Below are 15,682 nucleotides of genomic sequence, written 5' to 3' on the forward strand. Positions count from 1 at the left end.
GGTTTTACCAGCTAGCTTTTTTAACGCCAGGAATTTGTCCTTTATATGCAAGTTCGCGGAAACAAATACGACAAAGTTTAAATTTACGTAGTACTGAATGTGGACGTCCGCAACGTTCGCAACGTGTATATTCTTGTACTTTAAACTTCTGTTCGCGTTTTTGCTTTACGATCATAGACTTTTTAGCCACGATTTCGCCTCCCTTTATTTAGAGATTACTTTTGGAACGGCATTCCAACTTGAGTAAGTAGTTCACGAGCTTCTTCGTCAGTGTTGGCAGTCGTTACGATAACGATGTCCATACCACGAACTTTGCTCACTTTATCGTAATCAATCTCAGGGAAGATAAGTTGTTCTTTAACGCCTAATGTATAGTTCCCACGTCCGTCAAAGGATTTCTTTGAAACGCCGCGGAAATCACGTACACGCGGTAAAGATACAGATACTAGCTTATCAAGGAATTGATACATACGCTCTCCACGTAATGTAACTTTCGCTCCGATAGGCATACCTTCACGCAAACGGAAACCTGCGATTGATTTTTTTGCTTTTGTTATAACTGGTTTTTGACCAGTGATCAATGTAAGTTCTTCAACAGCTGTATCTAAAGCTTTCGAGTTAGAAACTGCGTCACCCACACCCATGTTAATAACGATTTTCTCAATGTTTGGTACTTGCATTACTGATTGATAGTTGAATTTACCCATCAATGACGGTGTAATTTCACTTCTGAATTTTTCTTTAAGGCGGCTCATTGCTTAGTGTACCTCCCTTCATTTATGACTTATTTATCTAAAGATTCACCTGATATTTTAGCTACGCGTACTTTTTTACCATTTTCGATCTTATATCCAACACGAGTCGGTTTACCTGATTTAGGATCAAGTGGCATTACATTGGATACGTGAATAGCAGCTTCTTTGCTTATAATTCCACCTTGTGGATTAAGTTGAGATGGCTTGGAATGCTTTTTCACGATGTTAATTCCTTCAACAAGCACACGATTTTGTTTCGGATATGCAGAAAGAATTGTTCCTTGTTTGCCTTTGTCCTTACCAGAGATGACTACGACTTTGTCACCTTTTTTAACATGCATTAGCTTGGCACCTCCTTGAAAGGCTTTATACAAATTTTACATATTATAGAACTTCTGGAGCAAGAGAAACGATTTTCATGAAACTATTGTCACGTAATTCACGAGCAACAGGTCCAAAAATACGCGTTCCACGTGGGCTCTTATCGTCACGGATAATTACACATGCGTTTTCATCGAAACGAATGTAAGAACCGTCAGGACGACGCATACCACGTTTTGTACGGACAACAACAGCCTTAACGACTTCACCTTTTTTAACAACGCCTCCTGGTGTTGCCTGTTTGACTGTACAAACGATGATATCACCGATGTTTGCAGTTTTACGGCCAGAACCACCTAGGACTTTAATTGTTAGCACTTCACGAGCACCAGAATTGTCAGCGACTTTTAAACGAGATTCTTGTTGAATCATGTACGGTACCTCCCTTCGGAATTAGCTTAATCCGAACTATATTAAATGATTACTGCTTTTTCTACTACTTCTACAAGACGGAAGCGTTTTGTAGCTGAAAGTGGACGAGTTTCCATGATACGTACTACGTCGCCTGCTTTAGCTTCGTTTAGCTCGTCATGAGCTTTAAACTTTTTAGAGTATTTCACGCGTTTACCGTATAAAGAATGCTTTTTATAGGTTTCTACAACAACTGTAACTGTTTTATCCATTTTATCGGATACTACGCGTCCAGTGTAGATTTTGCGTTGGTTGCGTTCGCTCATTCTGCAAACCTCCATTCATTATCGATTAGTGACACCGATCTCTCTTTGACGAACAACTGTTTTCATACGAGCAATCGATTTGCGAACTTCACGGATGCGAGCTGTATTTTCAAGTTGTCCAGTAGCTAACTGGAAACGAAGATTAAATAGTTCTTCTTTAAGAGATTTTAGTTTTTGTTCAATTTCAGCAGTGGTTAGATCTTTGATTTCATTAGCTTTCATTTGTTTCACCACCAATTTCCTCTCTTTTTACAAACTTGCATTTGATTGGAAGTTTGTGTGCTGCAAGGCGCAATGCTTCTCTTGCCACCTCTTCAGATACACCAGAGATTTCAAACATAACTTTGCCCGGTTTAACTACTGCTACCCAACCTTCAGGAGCACCTTTACCGGAACCCATCCGTACTTCAAGCGGCTTAGCTGTGTAAGGTTTGCTTGGGAAGATTTTGATCCAAACTTTCCCTCCACGTTTCATATAACGAGTCATCGCAATACGAGCTGCTTCGATTTGACGGTTCGTGATCCAGGAAGCTTCTTGAGCTTGAAGTCCAAATTCTCCGAAATGAACTTCAGTGCCGCCTTTAGCCATCCCTCTCATCTTACCGCGGTGTTCACGACGGTATTTTACGCGTTTTGGCAATAACATATTATTTTCCTCCTTCCTCAGATTTCTTCTTAGTAGGAAGAACTTCTCCACGGTAGATCCAAACTTTCACGCCTAGCTTACCGTAAGTAGTATCTGCTTCAGCATGAGCATAATCTATGTCTGCACGAAGTGTGTGAAGTGGAACTGTTCCTTCGCTGTAATGTTCAGCACGAGCAATATCAGCACCGCCAAGACGACCAGAAACTTGTGTTTTGATTCCTTTTGCTCCAGAACGCATAGTACGTTGGATAGCTTGCTTTTGAGCACGACGGAATGAAACACGGTTTTCTAATTGACGAGCGATGTTTTCTGCAACCAATTTTGCATCAAGATCTGCTCTTTTAATTTCGATGATATTGATATGAACTCTTTTGCCAGTCAACTGGTTCAAAGCTTTACGAAGTGCTTCGACCTCAGTACCGCCTTTACCGATAACCATTCCTGGTTTAGCAGTGTGGACAGATACATTGATACGGTTAGCTGCACGCTCGATTTCAACTTTTGAAACAGAAGCATCATTTAGACGTTTCGCGATATATTCACGAACTTTGATGTCTTCATGCAAAAGAACTGCGTAGTCTTTATCAGCGTACCATTTGGATTCCCAGTCACGGATTATCCCGATACGCATACCGATTGGATTTACCTTTTGACCCACAGATTACCCCTCCTTCTTTTCTGATACAACGATTGTAATATGACTAGTACGTTTGTTAATTGCACTCGCACGACCTTGAGCGCGAGGACGGAAACGTTTTAATGTTGGTCCTTCGTTAACGTATGCCTCTGAAACGACTAGGTTATTAATATCCATTTCGTAGTTATGTTCTGCATTTGCGATAGCAGATTTCAGAATTTTTTCTACGACTGGAGAAGCAGATTTTGGTGTTAAGCGAAGAATCGCTACTGCTTCACCTACTTGTTTTCCTCGAATTAAATCTGCGACTAAACGCACTTTACGAGGAGCAATACGAACTGTTTTAGCGACAGCTTTAGCTTGCATGAGATGCCCTCCTCTCATTAACGTCTTGTTTTCTTGTCATCACTTGCGTGACCTTTATAAGTGCGTGTAGGCGCGAATTCGCCTAGTTTGTGACCTACCATATCTTCTGTTACATAAACCGGCACATGCTTACGACCGTCATAAACGGCGATTGTGTGTCCGATGAATTGCGGGAAGATTGTTGAGCGACGAGACCAAGTTTTTACTACCTGTTTCTTGTCAGCTTCATTTAATTTTTCAACTTTTACCAATAAATGATCATCAACAAAAGGCCCTTTTTTTAAGCTACGACCCATGCGAGTACCTCCCTTCGTGACTGTTCTACGGTTCTATATATGAACCGTAGCTCAATCCCGTTATTTTTTACGACGACGTACGATAAATTTATCGGATTTGTTTTTCTTCTTACGAGTTTTGAATCCAAGAGTAGGTTTACCCCATGGAGACATTGGTGATTTACGTCCGATTGGCGCTTTACCTTCACCACCACCGTGTGGGTGATCATTCGGGTTCATTACAGATCCACGAACTGTTGGGCGTTTACCTAACCAACGGTTACGGCCAGCTTTACCAATGTTGATAAGTTCATGTTGTTCATTACCAACTTGACCGATTGAAGCACGGCAAGTAGCAAGAATCATACGAACCTCACCTGAGTTTAAACGTACAAGTACATAACGACCTTCTTTACCAAGTACTTGAGCAGATGTTCCTGCTGAACGGACTAATTGTCCACCTTTTCCTGGTTTAAGTTCGATGTTATGAATTACTGTACCAACTGGGATGTTAATAAGAGGAAGTGCGTTACCCACTTTGATGTCAGCTTCTGGACCTGACATAACTTCCAAACCTACTTCTAGGTTTTTCGGAGCTAGGATATAACGTTTTTCTCCATCAACGTAATTAATTAATGCAATGTTTGCAGAACGATTTGGATCGTACTCAATAGTAGCAACGCGTCCTGGTATACCATCTTTATTCCGTTTGAAATCGATGATACGGTATTGACGCTTGTGGCCGCCACCTTGATGACGAACTGTTAACTTACCTTGGTTATTACGGCCGCCTTTGCTGTGTAAAGGAGCAAGTAATGATTTTTCCGGTTTGTCTGTAGTGATCTCAGCAAAATCGGAAGTTGTCATATTACGTCGACCGTTAGAGGTAGGTTTATACTTCTTAATCGCCATTTGTATTTCCCTCCTTCTCTAATGAATTAAGCCTCGAATAGCTCGATTTCTTTGCTGTCAGCAGTTAATTTAACAATAGCTTTACGGCGCTTGTTAGTATAGCCTGCATGTTTGCCCATGCGTTTGAATTTACCTTTGTAGTTCATGATGTTTACTTTCTCAACTTTAACGCCGAAAATTTCTTGAACAGCATCTTTAACTTGAGTTTTATTAGCTCTAACATCAACTTCAAAAGTATATTTCTTTTCAGCCATTATGTCTGAAGAGCGTTCAGTGATTACGGGGCGCTTAATGATATCGCGTGCATCCATTATGCAAGCACCTCCTCTACTTTTTCGACAGCTGATTTAGTCAAGATCAATTTGTTGTGTGAAACAACATCAAGAACATTAAGACCATCAGCTTCAACTACAGTAACACCAGGGATGTTACGTGCAGAAAGAGCAACTTTCTCATCTAAACCGTCAGTAACTACTAACGTTTTAGTATCAACAGAAAGGTTTTTAAGTACAGCTACAAACTCTTTTGTTTTTGGAGCTTCGAAAGACAAGCTTTCAAGTACCAAAATGTTCTCTTCCAATGCCTTTGCAGACAATGCAGATTTAATAGCTAAACGACGTACCTTTTTAGGTAGCTTGTAAGCGTAAGATCTTGGAGTTGGTCCAAAAACAACGCCACCGCCACGCCATTGTGGAGAACGGATAGAACCTTGACGCGCACGTCCAGTTCCTTTTTGTTTCCAAGGTTTACGTCCACCGCCTGCAACTTCAGAACGGTTTTTAACTTTATGAGTTCCTTGACGTAAGGAAGCTCGTTGCATGATGATTGCTTCAAATAATACGTGATTATTAGGTTCGATACCAAAGATGGATTCATTTAGTTCGATGTCGCCAACTTGTGAACCTGTTTGGTTGAACAATGTAACTTTTGGCATTCTATTGCTCCTCCTTTCTCAGAAATTACTTTGCTTTAACAGCAGTTTTAACTTTGATCAATGCTTTTCTAGCACCAGGTACATTACCTTTGATCAATAGTAGGTTACGTTCAACATCAACTTTAACGATAGCTAAGTTTTGAACAGTGATTTGCTCTCCACCCATACGTCCTGGTAAAAGTTTACCTTTGAATACGCGGTTTGGAGCTACAGGACCCATTGAACCTGGGCGACGGTGGTAACGAGAACCATGAGACATAGGTCCGCGAGATTGTCCATGACGCTTGATAGAGCCTTGGAATCCTTTACCTTTTGAAATTCCTGATACATCTACTAAATCGCCTTCAGCGAAAATACTTACATTGACTTCTTGACCGATCTCATATTCAGTAAGATCCGTTCCGCGGAATTCGCGAATGAAGCGCTTAGGAGTAGTATTTGCTTTTTCAACATGGCCCTTTTCAGGTTTGTTAGAAAGCTTTTCACGTTTGTTTTCAAAACCAACTTGAACTGCTTCATAGCCATCAGTTTCAACAGTTTTCTTTTGAAGAACCACGTTATTAGCAGCTTCGATAACTGTTACCGGAATAAGTTCACCGTTTTCAGCAAAAACTTGAGTCATACCGATTTTTCTTCCTAAGATTCCTTTGGTCATAAGTCACACCTCCTAGAGTAATTGTTCATATTTATATGAATTATAATTTGATTTCAATGTCAACGCCTGATGGTAAATCTAAACGCATCAATGAATCAACTGTTTGTGGAGTTGGATTAACGATGTCGATTAGACGTTTATGCGTACGCATTTCGAATTGTTCACGAGAATCTTTGTATTTATGAACCGCACGTAGGATCGTATATACCGATCTTTCAGTAGGTAATGGAATTGGACCAGATACAGCCGCACCAGAACGTTTTGCAGTTTCAACAATTTTCTCAGCAGATTGATCAAGAATTCTGTGATCATATGCTTTTAAACGGATACGAATTTTTTGTTTTGCCATAATTTTCCCTCCTTTTCGCCTATTTTGAAATAGACCTTCTCAATGGAAATTTCCCACACACTCGCCATGGCAAAGCGGCCGGGTGTGTCAGCAACCTTCCATATCATCGCAGTCAAAGACCAACATTGTCTATTATACATAAAACACAAGCTGAATGCAAGTTAAACTTGAATATTTCTTGTGCAGCACACTTTTATTATTATACATACTATCACAAGTATTTACAAGTACATTCTATGAGGTCTTTCATATCCATTTTCTTCAATTCAATAATCCTCATGATACCCATTAAATACACTTCATTATTTACAGGTATTATAGAAGAAAGATTCAATATTAATAAGAAAAAAAAAGAAGCAGATGGCGTCCCATCTGCTTCTCCCGGAAGGCGTCCCTTCCAATATTGTTTTATGAATCAATTATTCTTGGATTGTAGCAACTACGCCAGCGCCTACAGTACGTCCACCCTCACGGATAGAGAATTTAGTACCTTCTTCGATAGCGATTGGAGCGATAAGTTCTACAGTCATTTCGATGTTGTCTCCAGGCATAACCATTTCTACGCCTTCAGGAAGGTTACAAATACCAGTTACGTCAGTTGTACGGAAGTAGAACTGAGGACGGTAGTTTGTAAAGAATGGAGTGTGACGTCCACCTTCTTCTTTAGAAAGAACATAAACTTCAGCTTTGAACTTTGTGTGTGGAGTGATTGTGCTTGGTTTAGCAAGAACTTGTCCACGTTGGATATCTTCACGGGATACACCACGAAGAAGTGCACCGATGTTGTCACCAGCTTCAGCATAGTCAAGAAGTTTACGGAACATTTCAACACCAGTTACAGTTGTTGGTTTAGACTCTTCGTTGAAACCGATGATGTCAACAACGTCACCGACTTTAACTTGTCCACGCTCAACACGACCAGTAGCAACTGTTCCACGACCAGTGATTGAGAATACATCCTCAACTGGCATCATGAATGGTTTGTCAGTGTCACGAGTTGGTTCTGGGATGTACTCGTCAACAGCTGTCATTAATTCATGGATTTTTTCTTCCCAAGCAGCTTCTCCTTGAAGAGCTTTTAAAGCAGATCCTTTGATAACTGGAATGTCATCGCCAGGGAATTCGTATTCAGATAAAAGATCACGGATTTCCATTTCTACTAATTCAAGAAGTTCTTCGTCATCTACCATGTCGCATTTGTTCATGAATACTACTAGGTATGGTACACCAACTTGACGAGAAAGAAGGATGTGCTCACGAGTTTGTGGCATTGGGCCATCAGCAGCAGATACTACTAGGATTCCGCCGTCCATTTGTGCAGCACCAGTGATCATGTTTTTAACATAGTCAGCATGTCCTGGGCAGTCAACGTGTGCATAGTGACGAGTAGCTGTTTCATACTCAACGTGTGCAGTAGAGATTGTGATACCACGTTCTCTTTCTTCTGGAGCACCATCGATTTGGTCATAAGCGCGAGCTTCTGCGCCACCAGATTTAGCAAGTACAGTTGTGATTGCAGCAGTTAGAGTTGTTTTACCATGGTCAACGTGACCAATTGTTCCAACGTTAACGTGCGGTTTTGAACGATCAAATTTAGCTTTTCCCATTAGGAATTCCTCCTTAAAATTATAAATAAAAGATTAAGTATATAGGGGCTGTGAAAGAAGACTAATTCTTCCATCACAGCTTACATAAGATAGTTATACTTTAATAAGAGATGAAAATCAATTATTCACCTTTATTTTTTTTGATGATTTCTTCAGAAATGCTCTTAGGTACTTCTTCATAATGATCGAAGTGCATAGAGAATGTTCCGCGTCCTTGAGTGTTAGAACGTAAAGATGTAGCATATCCGAACATTTCAGATAGAGGAACCATCGCTTTAACCATTTGCGTGTTACCGCGAGCTTCCATACCTTCTACACGACCACGACGAGATGTGATATCTCCCATGATGTCGCCTAGGTAATCTTCTGGAATAACTACTTCTACTTTCATGATTGGTTCAAGGATGACAGGACTACATTTAGATGCTGCATTTTTAAGTGCCATAGATGCAGCGATTTTAAATGCCATTTCATTGGAGTCAACGTCATGGTAAGATCCGTCAAATAATTTTGCTTTGATGTCGACTAGCGGGTAACCAGCAAGTACACCACGGTCAAGTGAATCAACTAATCCAGCTTGTACAGCAGGGATATATTCACGTGGTACTACACCACCGACGATAGCATTTTCAAATTCGAATCCTTTACCTTCTTCGTTTGGACCGAATTCGATCCATACGTGTCCGAATTGTCCACGACCACCAGATTGGCGAACGAATTTACCTTCAACTTTAGCTGAACCACGGAAAGTTTCACGGTATGCTACTTGAGGAGCACCAACGTTTGCTTCCACTTTGAATTCGCGACGCATACGGTCAACAAGGATGTCCAAGTGAAGTTCACCCATACCAGCGATGATTGTTTGACCAGTTTCTTGGTCAGTATGCGCACGGAATGTTGGATCTTCATCTTGAAGCTTTTGTAAAGCTTGAGACATTTTGTCTTGGTCTGCTTTTGATTTCGGTTCAACTGATAGTGAGATAACTGGCTCTGGGAATACCATGGACTCAAGAATTACTTGATTCTTGTCATCACATAGAGTATCTCCAGTTGTAGTATCTTTCAATCCAACAGCAGCTGCGATATCTCCTGCATATACAGTTGAGATTTCTTCACGGCTGTTTGCGTGCATTTGAAGGATACGTCCAATACGTTCACGTTTTCCTTTAGTTGAGTTGATTACATATGATCCTGATTCTAATGTACCTGAGTACACACGGAAGAATGTAAGTTTACCAACGTAAGGGTCAGTCATAACTTTAAACGCTAAAGCAGAGAACGGTTCAGAATCGTCTGAATGACGTTCCACTTCTTCTTCTGAATCCGGTAATGTACCTTTGATAGCTGGTACATCCAATGGAGATGGAAGGAAGTCGATAACGTTATCAAGCATTAATTGAACACCTTTGTTTTTGAAAGCTGATCCGCAAATAACAGGGAAGAATTCAACATTAACGGTTGCTGTACGAATAGCTGCTTTTAATTCAGCAATGCTGATTTCTTCGCCGCCAAGGTATTTTTCCATTAAGTCTTCATTAACTTCCGCTACTGCTTCAATTAGCTTTTCACGGTATTCTTCAGCTAATTCCCGGTGTTCTTCAGGAATTTCACCGATAGTGATGTCAGTTCCTAGGTCATTACCATAGAAATGAGTTTTCATTTCAATAAGGTCAATGATTGCAGAGAATTGATCCTCTGCTCCGATTGGTAACTGAACTGGGTGAGCGTTAGCTTGTAAACGATCGTGGATTGTTCCAACTGAATACAAGAAATCTGCACCGATTTTGTCCATTTTGTTTACGAATACGACACGTGGTACGCCGTAAGTTGTAGCTTGGCGCCAAACTGTTTCAGTTTGAGGCTCAACACCTGATTGGGCATCAAGTACAGCTACAGCTCCATCAAGTACGCGCAAAGAACGTTCAACTTCAACTGTGAAGTCTACGTGTCCTGGTGTATCGATGATGTTTACACGGTGACCTTTCCACTGTGCAGTTGTTGCAGCGGAAGTGATCGTGATTCCGCGTTCTTGTTCCTGTTCCATCCAGTCCATTTGTGATGCACCTTCGTGCGTTTCACCAATTTTATGGATTTTACCAGTGTAATATAGAACACGTTCTGTTGTTGTCGTTTTACCAGCATCGATGTGAGCCATGATACCGATATTACGAGTGTTTGCTAAGGAGAACTCTCTTGCCATTTGTCTTTCTCCTTCCTTCTATAAGGATTTTATAGTGATTAATCTTACCAGCGATAATGTGCGAAAGCTTTGTTGGCTTCAGCCATTTTGTGTGTATCTTCACGTTTCTTAACTGCTGCTCCAGTATTGTTTGCAGCATCCATGATTTCATAAGCTAAACGCTCTTCCATCGTTTTTTCTCCACGAAGGCGAGAGTAGTTTACTAACCAACGAAGTCCTAGAGTCGATTTGCGATCTGGACGCACCTCAACTGGTACTTGGTAGTTAGCTCCACCCACACGGCGTGCTTTTACTTCTAGTACAGGCATGATGTTTTTAAGTGCTTGATCGAAAACTTCGATCGGCTCATTGCCAGTACGTTCTTTGATTAAATCAAATGCAGAGTAAAGAATTTTTTGTGATTTACCTCTTTGTCCATCAACCATTAATTTGTTGATTAAGCGAGTCACAAGTTTTGAATTATATATTGGATCTGGTAATACGTCTCTTTTCGTTACAGGTCCTTTACGAGGCATTGTATTTCCTCCTTTCAAGAAAGTTCAATTTTTGTTTAAGATTATTTTTTTGCTGCTTTCGGACGCTTAGTACCGTATTTAGAACGGCCTTGCATACGATTGTTAACTCCAGCTGTATCAAGAGCACCACGTACGATATGGTAACGTACCCCTGGTAAATCTTTTACACGACCGCCACGGATAAGAACCACGCTGTGTTCTTGTAGGTTGTGACCGATACCTGGGATATAAGCTGTTACCTCGATACCGTTTGTTAAACGTACACGCGCATATTTACGTAACGCGGAGTTTGGTTTTTTCGGTGTCATAGTACCCACACGAGTGCAAACACCACGTTTTTGCGGAGATGATACGTTAGTTTGTGCTTTTTTAAAGCTGTTGTAGCCTTTGTTAAGTGCTGGAGATTTTGAATTAACCTCTTTAGACTCGCGTCCTTTACGCACTAATTGATTAATAGTAGGCATTACATTTTTCCTCCCTTCACGTTTTCATTTCTAGTACCACACATCCAGGTGGTTCATAAATGGGTAAAAACAAAGTCTTTGCAAATACATTTGCAAAAACATCTTTACTTTTTGATGGCAACAGTTGCTGCTCCGACATCAATACCACATGCTTTGCCAAGCATTCTCATCGAATCAACATATGTGATAGGAACATCCAATTCTTTGGCAGTCTCAACGACACGCCCAGTCAAGTATATATCTGCATCATCAGCGATGATAACTTCTTGAATTAAATTGTTTTTAAGAGCTCTAACTGCTTGCTTAGTCCCTATAATCACTGACTTTGCCTGTATTACTTTTTCATAAGACATGGTCCATATCCTCCAAAGTTACAGGGTAACATAGGAGCACCTTTGCTATAGTATCATTATTAGTCGGATACTGTCAACTTCTTTCAAAAAAATAATTCAAGCAAAAGGTTTTCCTTACAAAATTCTATTAAGATTATCAATTTGCCTAAACGGAATATATCAAATTCTCATAGTGCCTTTCAGCCGGTCATGAGTAATAAGAGAGACCAGCTCAATAACCTTCTGATCCATCAGCTCCTATAGGAAACAGGAGCGCGGTTTTCAGTTTAAATTATTGAGCTGGTCCTTTTCCCTTTAATCCACTGTTACTGCATCAGCATTTTCGTCTCCAACAACGACAGGGTTTGCTTTTCTGTATCTAAGCATTCCCGTTCCTGCAGGGACAAGTTTACCGATGATGACATTTTCTTTAAGTCCAAGCAATTCATCACGTTTTCCTTTTATTGCTGCATCAGTCAAGACCCTAGTTGTTTCTTGGAATGACGCGGCGGACAAGAAGGAATCCGTTTCTAGAGATGCTTTTGTGATACCTAGCAATACAGGGCGGCCTGTTGCTGGTAATTTATTGGTCAGCAATGCATCAGTGTTTGCAGTAGTGAACTGGTTAACATCCAATAATGTTCCTGGAAGCACTTCAGTTTCTCCTGCATCAAGCACACGGACTTTACGCATCATTTGTCTAACCATTACCTCGATATGTTTATCTCCGATTTCAACACCTTGCATCCGGTATACTTTTTGAACTTCATGAAGCAGGTATTCCTGAACAGTAAGCACGTCTGTAACCTTCAGCAATTCTTTCGGATCGATGGAACCCTCTGTCAACTCTTCACCACGACGGACAGGTGTATCAACAGTTACTCTTAGACGCGCTGTGTACGGCGCAGTATACGTGCGTGATTCAACAGCACCCTGAACGACGATTTCCTGTTGTTTATCGCGAATTTCATTGATCGAAACAATCGTTCCTTCAATTTCAGAAATGACAGCTTGACCTTTAGGATTTCTCGCTTCAAATATTTCTTGGATACGAGGAAGACCTTGAGTGATATCGTCCCCGGCAACCCCACCTGTATGGAATGTACGCATCGTCAACTGTGTACCAGGTTCTCCGATGGATTGAGCGGCAATAATACCGACTGCTTCGCCCACTTCAACTTCTTGACCGGTAGCCAAGTTGCGTCCATAACATTTTTTACATACACCATGGCTGGTGTTACATGTAAAGGCAGAACGGATCCATGCTGTTTCAATTCCAAGTGATTCAATATAATTAGCAAGATCTTCAGTAATAAGATCGTTTTCAGCCACGATTACTTCATTTGTTTCTGGATGTCTGATCGCTTTTCTTGCATAACGGCCCACTAGGCGCTCTTCAAGATGCTCGATTATTTCAGTACCTTCTCTTAAGGCTGAAATTTTCAAGCCGCGGTCCGTTCCACAATCGTCATCACGGATGATGACATCTTGGGCAACGTCAACAAGTCGACGCGTAAGGTAACCGGAATCGGCTGTTTTAAGGGCTGTATCGGCAAGACCTTTACGCGCACCATGTGTAGAGATGAAGTACTCCAACACTGTTAAACCTTCACGGAAACTTGATTTGATCGGTAATTCAATGATTCGTCCAGCCGGGTTGGCCATCAAACCACGCATACCCGCAAGCTGCGTAAAGTTGGAAGCATTACCACGGGCACCGGAGTCACTCATCATGAAGATCGGGTTGCGTCGGTCCAGTGAGTCCATAAGTTTGGACTGGATGGTATCCTTGGCAGCACTCCAGATGGAAATGACGCGATCATAACGCTCATCCTCTGTAATTAGACCACGTCTGAACTGTTTCAAGACGTTATCCACTTTGGTTTGAGCCTCAGTAATGATTTCTTGTTTTTCTTTTAAAACGACAATATCAGCCACACCAACGGTAATACCGGCTTTTGTCGAATATTTGAATCCAAGATCTTTCATCCGGTCAAGCATTTTGGATGTTTCGGTAATTTTAAAGCGTTTAAAGACTTCTGCGATGATATTTCCAAGAATTTTTTTCTTGAAAGGATCGATAGCAGGTTGAGCCTTAATCAATTCAGGGATATTAGCGCCTTTTTCCACAAAATATTTCTCTGGAGTTTTGGTTTCCAAATTATATCGTGTCGGCTCGTTAATATACGGGAATGATTTTGGTAAAATTTCATTGAAGATCAATTTACCGACAGTGGTAATAAGCAGCTGGCGGTTTTGTTCTTCAGTGAATGTTTCATTATTCAGTGATGATGCATGTACGGCACAACGGGAATGTAAGTGTACATATCCGTTTTGGTATGCAAGCAATGCTTCACTTGTATCTTTAAAGATCATACCTTCGCCGATAGCGCCTTCTCTTTCCAATGTTAAGTAATAGTTACCTAATACCATATCTTGAGAAGGTGTAACGACAGGTTTACCATCTTTAGGGTTCAAAATGTTCTGTGCTGCAAGCATAAGCATGCGAGCTTCGGCTTGGGCTTCAGAAGATAGAGGAACGTGGACCGCCATTTGGTCACCGTCAAAGTCAGCGTTGTAAGCTGTACATACGAGCGGATGCAAACGAATTGCGCGACCTTCAACCAACGTTGGTTCAAACGCCTGGATACCAAGTCTATGAAGAGTCGGTGCACGGTTCAATAGTACTGGGTGTTCTCTAATAACTTCTTCAAGCACATCCCATATTTCAGGAGATAAACGTTCAATTTTGCGCTTAGCGGATTTGATGTTATGCGCTAGGCCTCTTTGAACAAGCTCCTTCATAACGAATGGTTTGAATAATTCAATCGCCATTTCTTTAGGAAGACCACATTGGTACATCTTTAAGTTTGGTCCTACTACGATAACGGAACGGCCAGAGTAATCAACACGTTTACCAAGAAGGTTTTGACGGAAACGACCTTGTTTACCTTTTAACATGTGAGATAACGATTTTAACGGACGGTTACCAGGACCAGTTACCGGACGGCCGCGACGGCCATTATCGATAAGCGCATCGACAGCTTCTTGCAGCATACGCTTCTCATTTTGAACGATAATGCTTGGTGCTCCAAGATCCAGTAATCTTTTCAAACGATTATTACGGTTGATAACACGGCGATATAAATCATTTAGATCAGATGTGGCAAAACGTCCTCCATCAAGTTGAACCATAGGACGAAGTTCCGGTGGAATGACCGGAAGCACGTCAAGGATCATCCATGAAGGCTCATTTCCGGAGTTACGGAATGCTTCAAGCACTTCCAAGCGTTTGATTGCACGGGTTCTGCGTTGTCCTTGAGCTGTTTTAAGCTCCTCTTTCAACGACTCTACTTCCTTTTCCGTATCAATATCTTGTAAAAGTTTTTTAATAGCTTCCGCACCCATGGCAGCTTGGAATTTCTTACCGTATTTTTCACGGTATGTACGATATTCTTTTTCAGAAAGAAGCTGTTTCTTTTCTAAAGTTGTATCGCCCGTTTCAGTTACGACGTAAGATGCAAAGTAAATAACTTCTTCCAAAGCCCGTGGAGACATGTCAAGTACAAGTCCCATACGGCTAGGAATTCCTTTAAAATACCATATGTGTGAAACTGGAGCTGCCAGCTCAATATGACCCATACGCTCACGACGCACCTTAGCACGAGTGACTTCAACGCCACAACGGTCACAGACTACGCCTTTATAACGAACACGTTTATATTTTCCGCAATGACATTCCCAGTCCTTTTGAGGTCCAAAAATTCTCTCACAGAATAAACCGTCTTTTTCTGGCTTTAGCGTACGATAGTTGATTGTTTCTGGTTTTTTAACTTCTCCATGTGACCAAGAACGAATCTTGTCTGGTGAAGCAAGACCAATTTTCATATACTCAAAATTATTAACGTCTAACAAGGGGCCTACCTCCCTTTTAATCTCCAGGTTTAACCCTTGATTGCCGTCAAATATCAGGCAAT

21 protein-coding genes are annotated in these 15,682 nt (G+C 41.1%); all 21 read right to left on the reverse strand.

The annotated features are described in order from the left end of the window. Window positions 1-4: 4 nt before the first annotated feature. The 21 genes from ACYP5M_RS25560 to rpoC all read right to left on the reverse strand — a co-directional run bounded on the left by ACYP5M_RS25560 (window position 5) and on the right by rpoC (window position 15,620). On the reverse strand, window positions 5-190 hold the full coding sequence (locus tag ACYP5M_RS25560; protein ID WP_034304998.1) for a type Z 30S ribosomal protein S14: 186 nt from the start codon (window positions 188-190) through the stop codon (window positions 5-7). 25 nt (window positions 191-215) lie between these two features. Then, a complete protein-coding gene (gene rplE, locus ACYP5M_RS25565) occupies window positions 216-755 on the reverse strand; it encodes a 50S ribosomal protein L5 (protein WP_034305000.1) in 540 nt (179 codons plus the stop codon). Window positions 756-784: 29 nt separating this feature from the next. After that, a complete protein-coding gene (rplX, locus tag ACYP5M_RS25570) occupies window positions 785-1,096 on the reverse strand; it encodes a 50S ribosomal protein L24 (protein ID WP_034305002.1) in 312 nt (103 codons plus the stop codon). A 43-nt stretch (window positions 1,097-1,139) separates the two neighbouring features. Then, complete coding sequence (rplN, locus tag ACYP5M_RS25575; RefSeq protein ID WP_034305005.1) at window positions 1,140-1,508, reverse strand: 50S ribosomal protein L14; 369 nt, start codon at window positions 1,506-1,508, stop codon at window positions 1,140-1,142. A 41-nt stretch (window positions 1,509-1,549) separates the two neighbouring features. After that, the gene (rpsQ, locus tag ACYP5M_RS25580; RefSeq protein WP_048677887.1) at window positions 1,550-1,813 is read right to left on the reverse strand and encodes a 30S ribosomal protein S17; all 264 of its coding nucleotides are present in this window, start codon (window positions 1,811-1,813) and stop codon (window positions 1,550-1,552) included. Between the two features lie 18 nt (window positions 1,814-1,831). After that, a complete protein-coding gene (gene rpmC / locus ACYP5M_RS25585; RefSeq protein WP_034305010.1) occupies window positions 1,832-2,035 on the reverse strand; it encodes a 50S ribosomal protein L29 in 204 nt (67 codons plus the stop codon). Next, entirely contained in the window at window positions 2,025-2,459 is a 435-nt protein-coding gene (rplP, locus tag ACYP5M_RS25590; RefSeq protein WP_034305012.1) for a 50S ribosomal protein L16, read from the reverse strand. The genes rpmC and rplP overlap by 11 nt, the downstream gene beginning before the upstream one ends. Window position 2,460: 1 nt before the next feature. Then, a complete protein-coding gene (gene rpsC / locus ACYP5M_RS25595) occupies window positions 2,461-3,117 on the reverse strand; it encodes a 30S ribosomal protein S3 (RefSeq protein WP_034305014.1) in 657 nt (218 codons plus the stop codon). 3 nt (window positions 3,118-3,120) lie between these two features. Next, window positions 3,121-3,462, reverse strand: coding sequence for a 50S ribosomal protein L22 (rplV, locus tag ACYP5M_RS25600; protein ID WP_034305017.1), 342 nt, complete (start codon window positions 3,460-3,462; stop codon window positions 3,121-3,123). Window positions 3,463-3,479: 17 nt separating this feature from the next. Beyond that, the gene (gene rpsS / locus ACYP5M_RS25605) at window positions 3,480-3,758 is read right to left on the reverse strand and encodes a 30S ribosomal protein S19 (protein ID WP_034305018.1); all 279 of its coding nucleotides are present in this window, start codon (window positions 3,756-3,758) and stop codon (window positions 3,480-3,482) included. Between the two features lie 60 nt (window positions 3,759-3,818). Further along, window positions 3,819-4,649: a 50S ribosomal protein L2 gene (rplB, locus tag ACYP5M_RS25610; RefSeq protein ID WP_034305021.1), complete on the reverse strand. Its 831-nt coding sequence runs from the start codon at window positions 4,647-4,649 to the stop codon at window positions 3,819-3,821. 26 nt (window positions 4,650-4,675) lie between these two features. Continuing rightward, complete coding sequence (rplW, locus tag ACYP5M_RS25615) at window positions 4,676-4,960, reverse strand: 50S ribosomal protein L23 (RefSeq protein WP_034305023.1); 285 nt, start codon at window positions 4,958-4,960, stop codon at window positions 4,676-4,678. After that, entirely contained in the window at window positions 4,960-5,583 is a 624-nt protein-coding gene (rplD, locus tag ACYP5M_RS25620) for a 50S ribosomal protein L4 (RefSeq protein ID WP_034305025.1), read from the reverse strand. Before rplD ends, rplW begins: the two co-directional genes overlap by 1 nt. A gap of 25 nt (window positions 5,584-5,608) precedes the next feature. After that, window positions 5,609-6,238: a 50S ribosomal protein L3 gene (gene rplC / locus ACYP5M_RS25625; RefSeq protein ID WP_034305028.1), complete on the reverse strand. Its 630-nt coding sequence runs from the start codon at window positions 6,236-6,238 to the stop codon at window positions 5,609-5,611. A gap of 40 nt (window positions 6,239-6,278) precedes the next feature. After that, window positions 6,279-6,587 (reverse strand): 30S ribosomal protein S10, encoded by a 309-nt coding sequence (gene rpsJ, locus ACYP5M_RS25630; RefSeq protein WP_019244375.1) that lies wholly within the window; start codon window positions 6,585-6,587, stop codon window positions 6,279-6,281. Window positions 6,588-7,006: 419 nt separating this feature from the next. Further along, window positions 7,007-8,194 carry an elongation factor Tu gene (gene tuf / locus ACYP5M_RS25635; protein ID WP_054398381.1) on the reverse strand — a complete coding sequence of 396 codons (1,188 nt, stop codon included), beginning with the start codon at window positions 8,192-8,194 and terminating at the stop codon, window positions 7,007-7,009. A 121-nt stretch (window positions 8,195-8,315) separates the two neighbouring features. Further along, window positions 8,316-10,394: an elongation factor G gene (gene fusA / locus ACYP5M_RS25640; protein ID WP_101225871.1), complete on the reverse strand. Its 2,079-nt coding sequence runs from the start codon at window positions 10,392-10,394 to the stop codon at window positions 8,316-8,318. Window positions 10,395-10,438: 44 nt separating this feature from the next. Further along, window positions 10,439-10,909: a 30S ribosomal protein S7 gene (gene rpsG / locus ACYP5M_RS25645; protein WP_048677878.1), complete on the reverse strand. Its 471-nt coding sequence runs from the start codon at window positions 10,907-10,909 to the stop codon at window positions 10,439-10,441. 41 nt (window positions 10,910-10,950) lie between these two features. Beyond that, on the reverse strand, window positions 10,951-11,373 hold the full coding sequence (gene rpsL / locus ACYP5M_RS25650; RefSeq protein WP_034305038.1) for a 30S ribosomal protein S12: 423 nt from the start codon (window positions 11,371-11,373) through the stop codon (window positions 10,951-10,953). A gap of 104 nt (window positions 11,374-11,477) precedes the next feature. Then, window positions 11,478-11,726, reverse strand: coding sequence for a 50S ribosomal protein L7ae-like protein (locus ACYP5M_RS25655; RefSeq protein WP_034305040.1), 249 nt, complete (start codon window positions 11,724-11,726; stop codon window positions 11,478-11,480). A 294-nt stretch (window positions 11,727-12,020) separates the two neighbouring features. Beyond that, window positions 12,021-15,620 (reverse strand): DNA-directed RNA polymerase subunit beta', encoded by a 3,600-nt coding sequence (gene rpoC / locus ACYP5M_RS25660; protein WP_101225870.1) that lies wholly within the window; start codon window positions 15,618-15,620, stop codon window positions 12,021-12,023. Between the last annotated feature and the right edge of the window lie 62 nt (window positions 15,621-15,682).

The sequence above is a fragment of the Peribacillus sp. N1 genome, assembly GCF_054600815.1.

Excerpts from the sequence above, each read along its gene's own strand:
- rplE (WP_034305000.1), bottom strand. The coding sequence starts at position 755 with ATGAGCCGCCTTAAAGAAAAATTCAGAAGTGAAATTACACCGTCATTG.
- rplX (WP_034305002.1), bottom strand. The coding sequence starts at position 1,096 with ATGCATGTTAAAAAAGGTGACAAAGTCGTAGTCATCTCTGGTAAGGAC.
- rplN (WP_034305005.1), bottom strand. The coding sequence starts at position 1,508 with ATGATTCAACAAGAATCTCGTTTAAAAGTCGCTGACAATTCTGGTGCT.
- rpsQ (WP_048677887.1), bottom strand. The coding sequence starts at position 1,813 with ATGAGCGAACGCAACCAACGCAAAATCTACACTGGACGCGTAGTATCC.
- rpmC (WP_034305010.1), bottom strand. The coding sequence starts at position 2,035 with ATGAAAGCTAATGAAATCAAAGATCTAACCACTGCTGAAATTGAACAA.
- rplP (WP_034305012.1), bottom strand. The coding sequence starts at position 2,459 with ATGTTATTGCCAAAACGCGTAAAATACCGTCGTGAACACCGCGGTAAG.
- rplV (WP_034305017.1), bottom strand. The coding sequence starts at position 3,462 with ATGCAAGCTAAAGCTGTCGCTAAAACAGTTCGTATTGCTCCTCGTAAA.
- rpsS (WP_034305018.1), bottom strand. The coding sequence starts at position 3,758 with ATGGGTCGTAGCTTAAAAAAAGGGCCTTTTGTTGATGATCATTTATTG.
- rplB (WP_034305021.1), bottom strand. The coding sequence starts at position 4,649 with ATGGCGATTAAGAAGTATAAACCTACCTCTAACGGTCGACGTAATATG.
- rplW (WP_034305023.1), bottom strand. The coding sequence starts at position 4,960 with ATGGATGCACGCGATATCATTAAGCGCCCCGTAATCACTGAACGCTCT.
- rplD (WP_034305025.1), bottom strand. The coding sequence starts at position 5,583 with ATGCCAAAAGTTACATTGTTCAACCAAACAGGTTCACAAGTTGGCGAC.
- rplC (WP_034305028.1), bottom strand. The coding sequence starts at position 6,238 with ATGACCAAAGGAATCTTAGGAAGAAAAATCGGTATGACTCAAGTTTTT.
- rpsJ (WP_019244375.1), bottom strand. The coding sequence starts at position 6,587 with ATGGCAAAACAAAAAATTCGTATCCGTTTAAAAGCATATGATCACAGA.
- tuf (WP_054398381.1), bottom strand. The coding sequence starts at position 8,194 with ATGGGAAAAGCTAAATTTGATCGTTCAAAACCGCACGTTAACGTTGGA.
- fusA (WP_101225871.1), bottom strand. The coding sequence starts at position 10,394 with ATGGCAAGAGAGTTCTCCTTAGCAAACACTCGTAATATCGGTATCATG.
- rpsG (WP_048677878.1), bottom strand. The coding sequence starts at position 10,909 with ATGCCTCGTAAAGGACCTGTAACGAAAAGAGACGTATTACCAGATCCA.
- rpsL (WP_034305038.1), bottom strand. The coding sequence starts at position 11,373 with ATGCCTACTATTAATCAATTAGTGCGTAAAGGACGCGAGTCTAAAGAG.
- ACYP5M_RS25655 (WP_034305040.1), bottom strand. The coding sequence starts at position 11,726 with ATGTCTTATGAAAAAGTAATACAGGCAAAGTCAGTGATTATAGGGACT.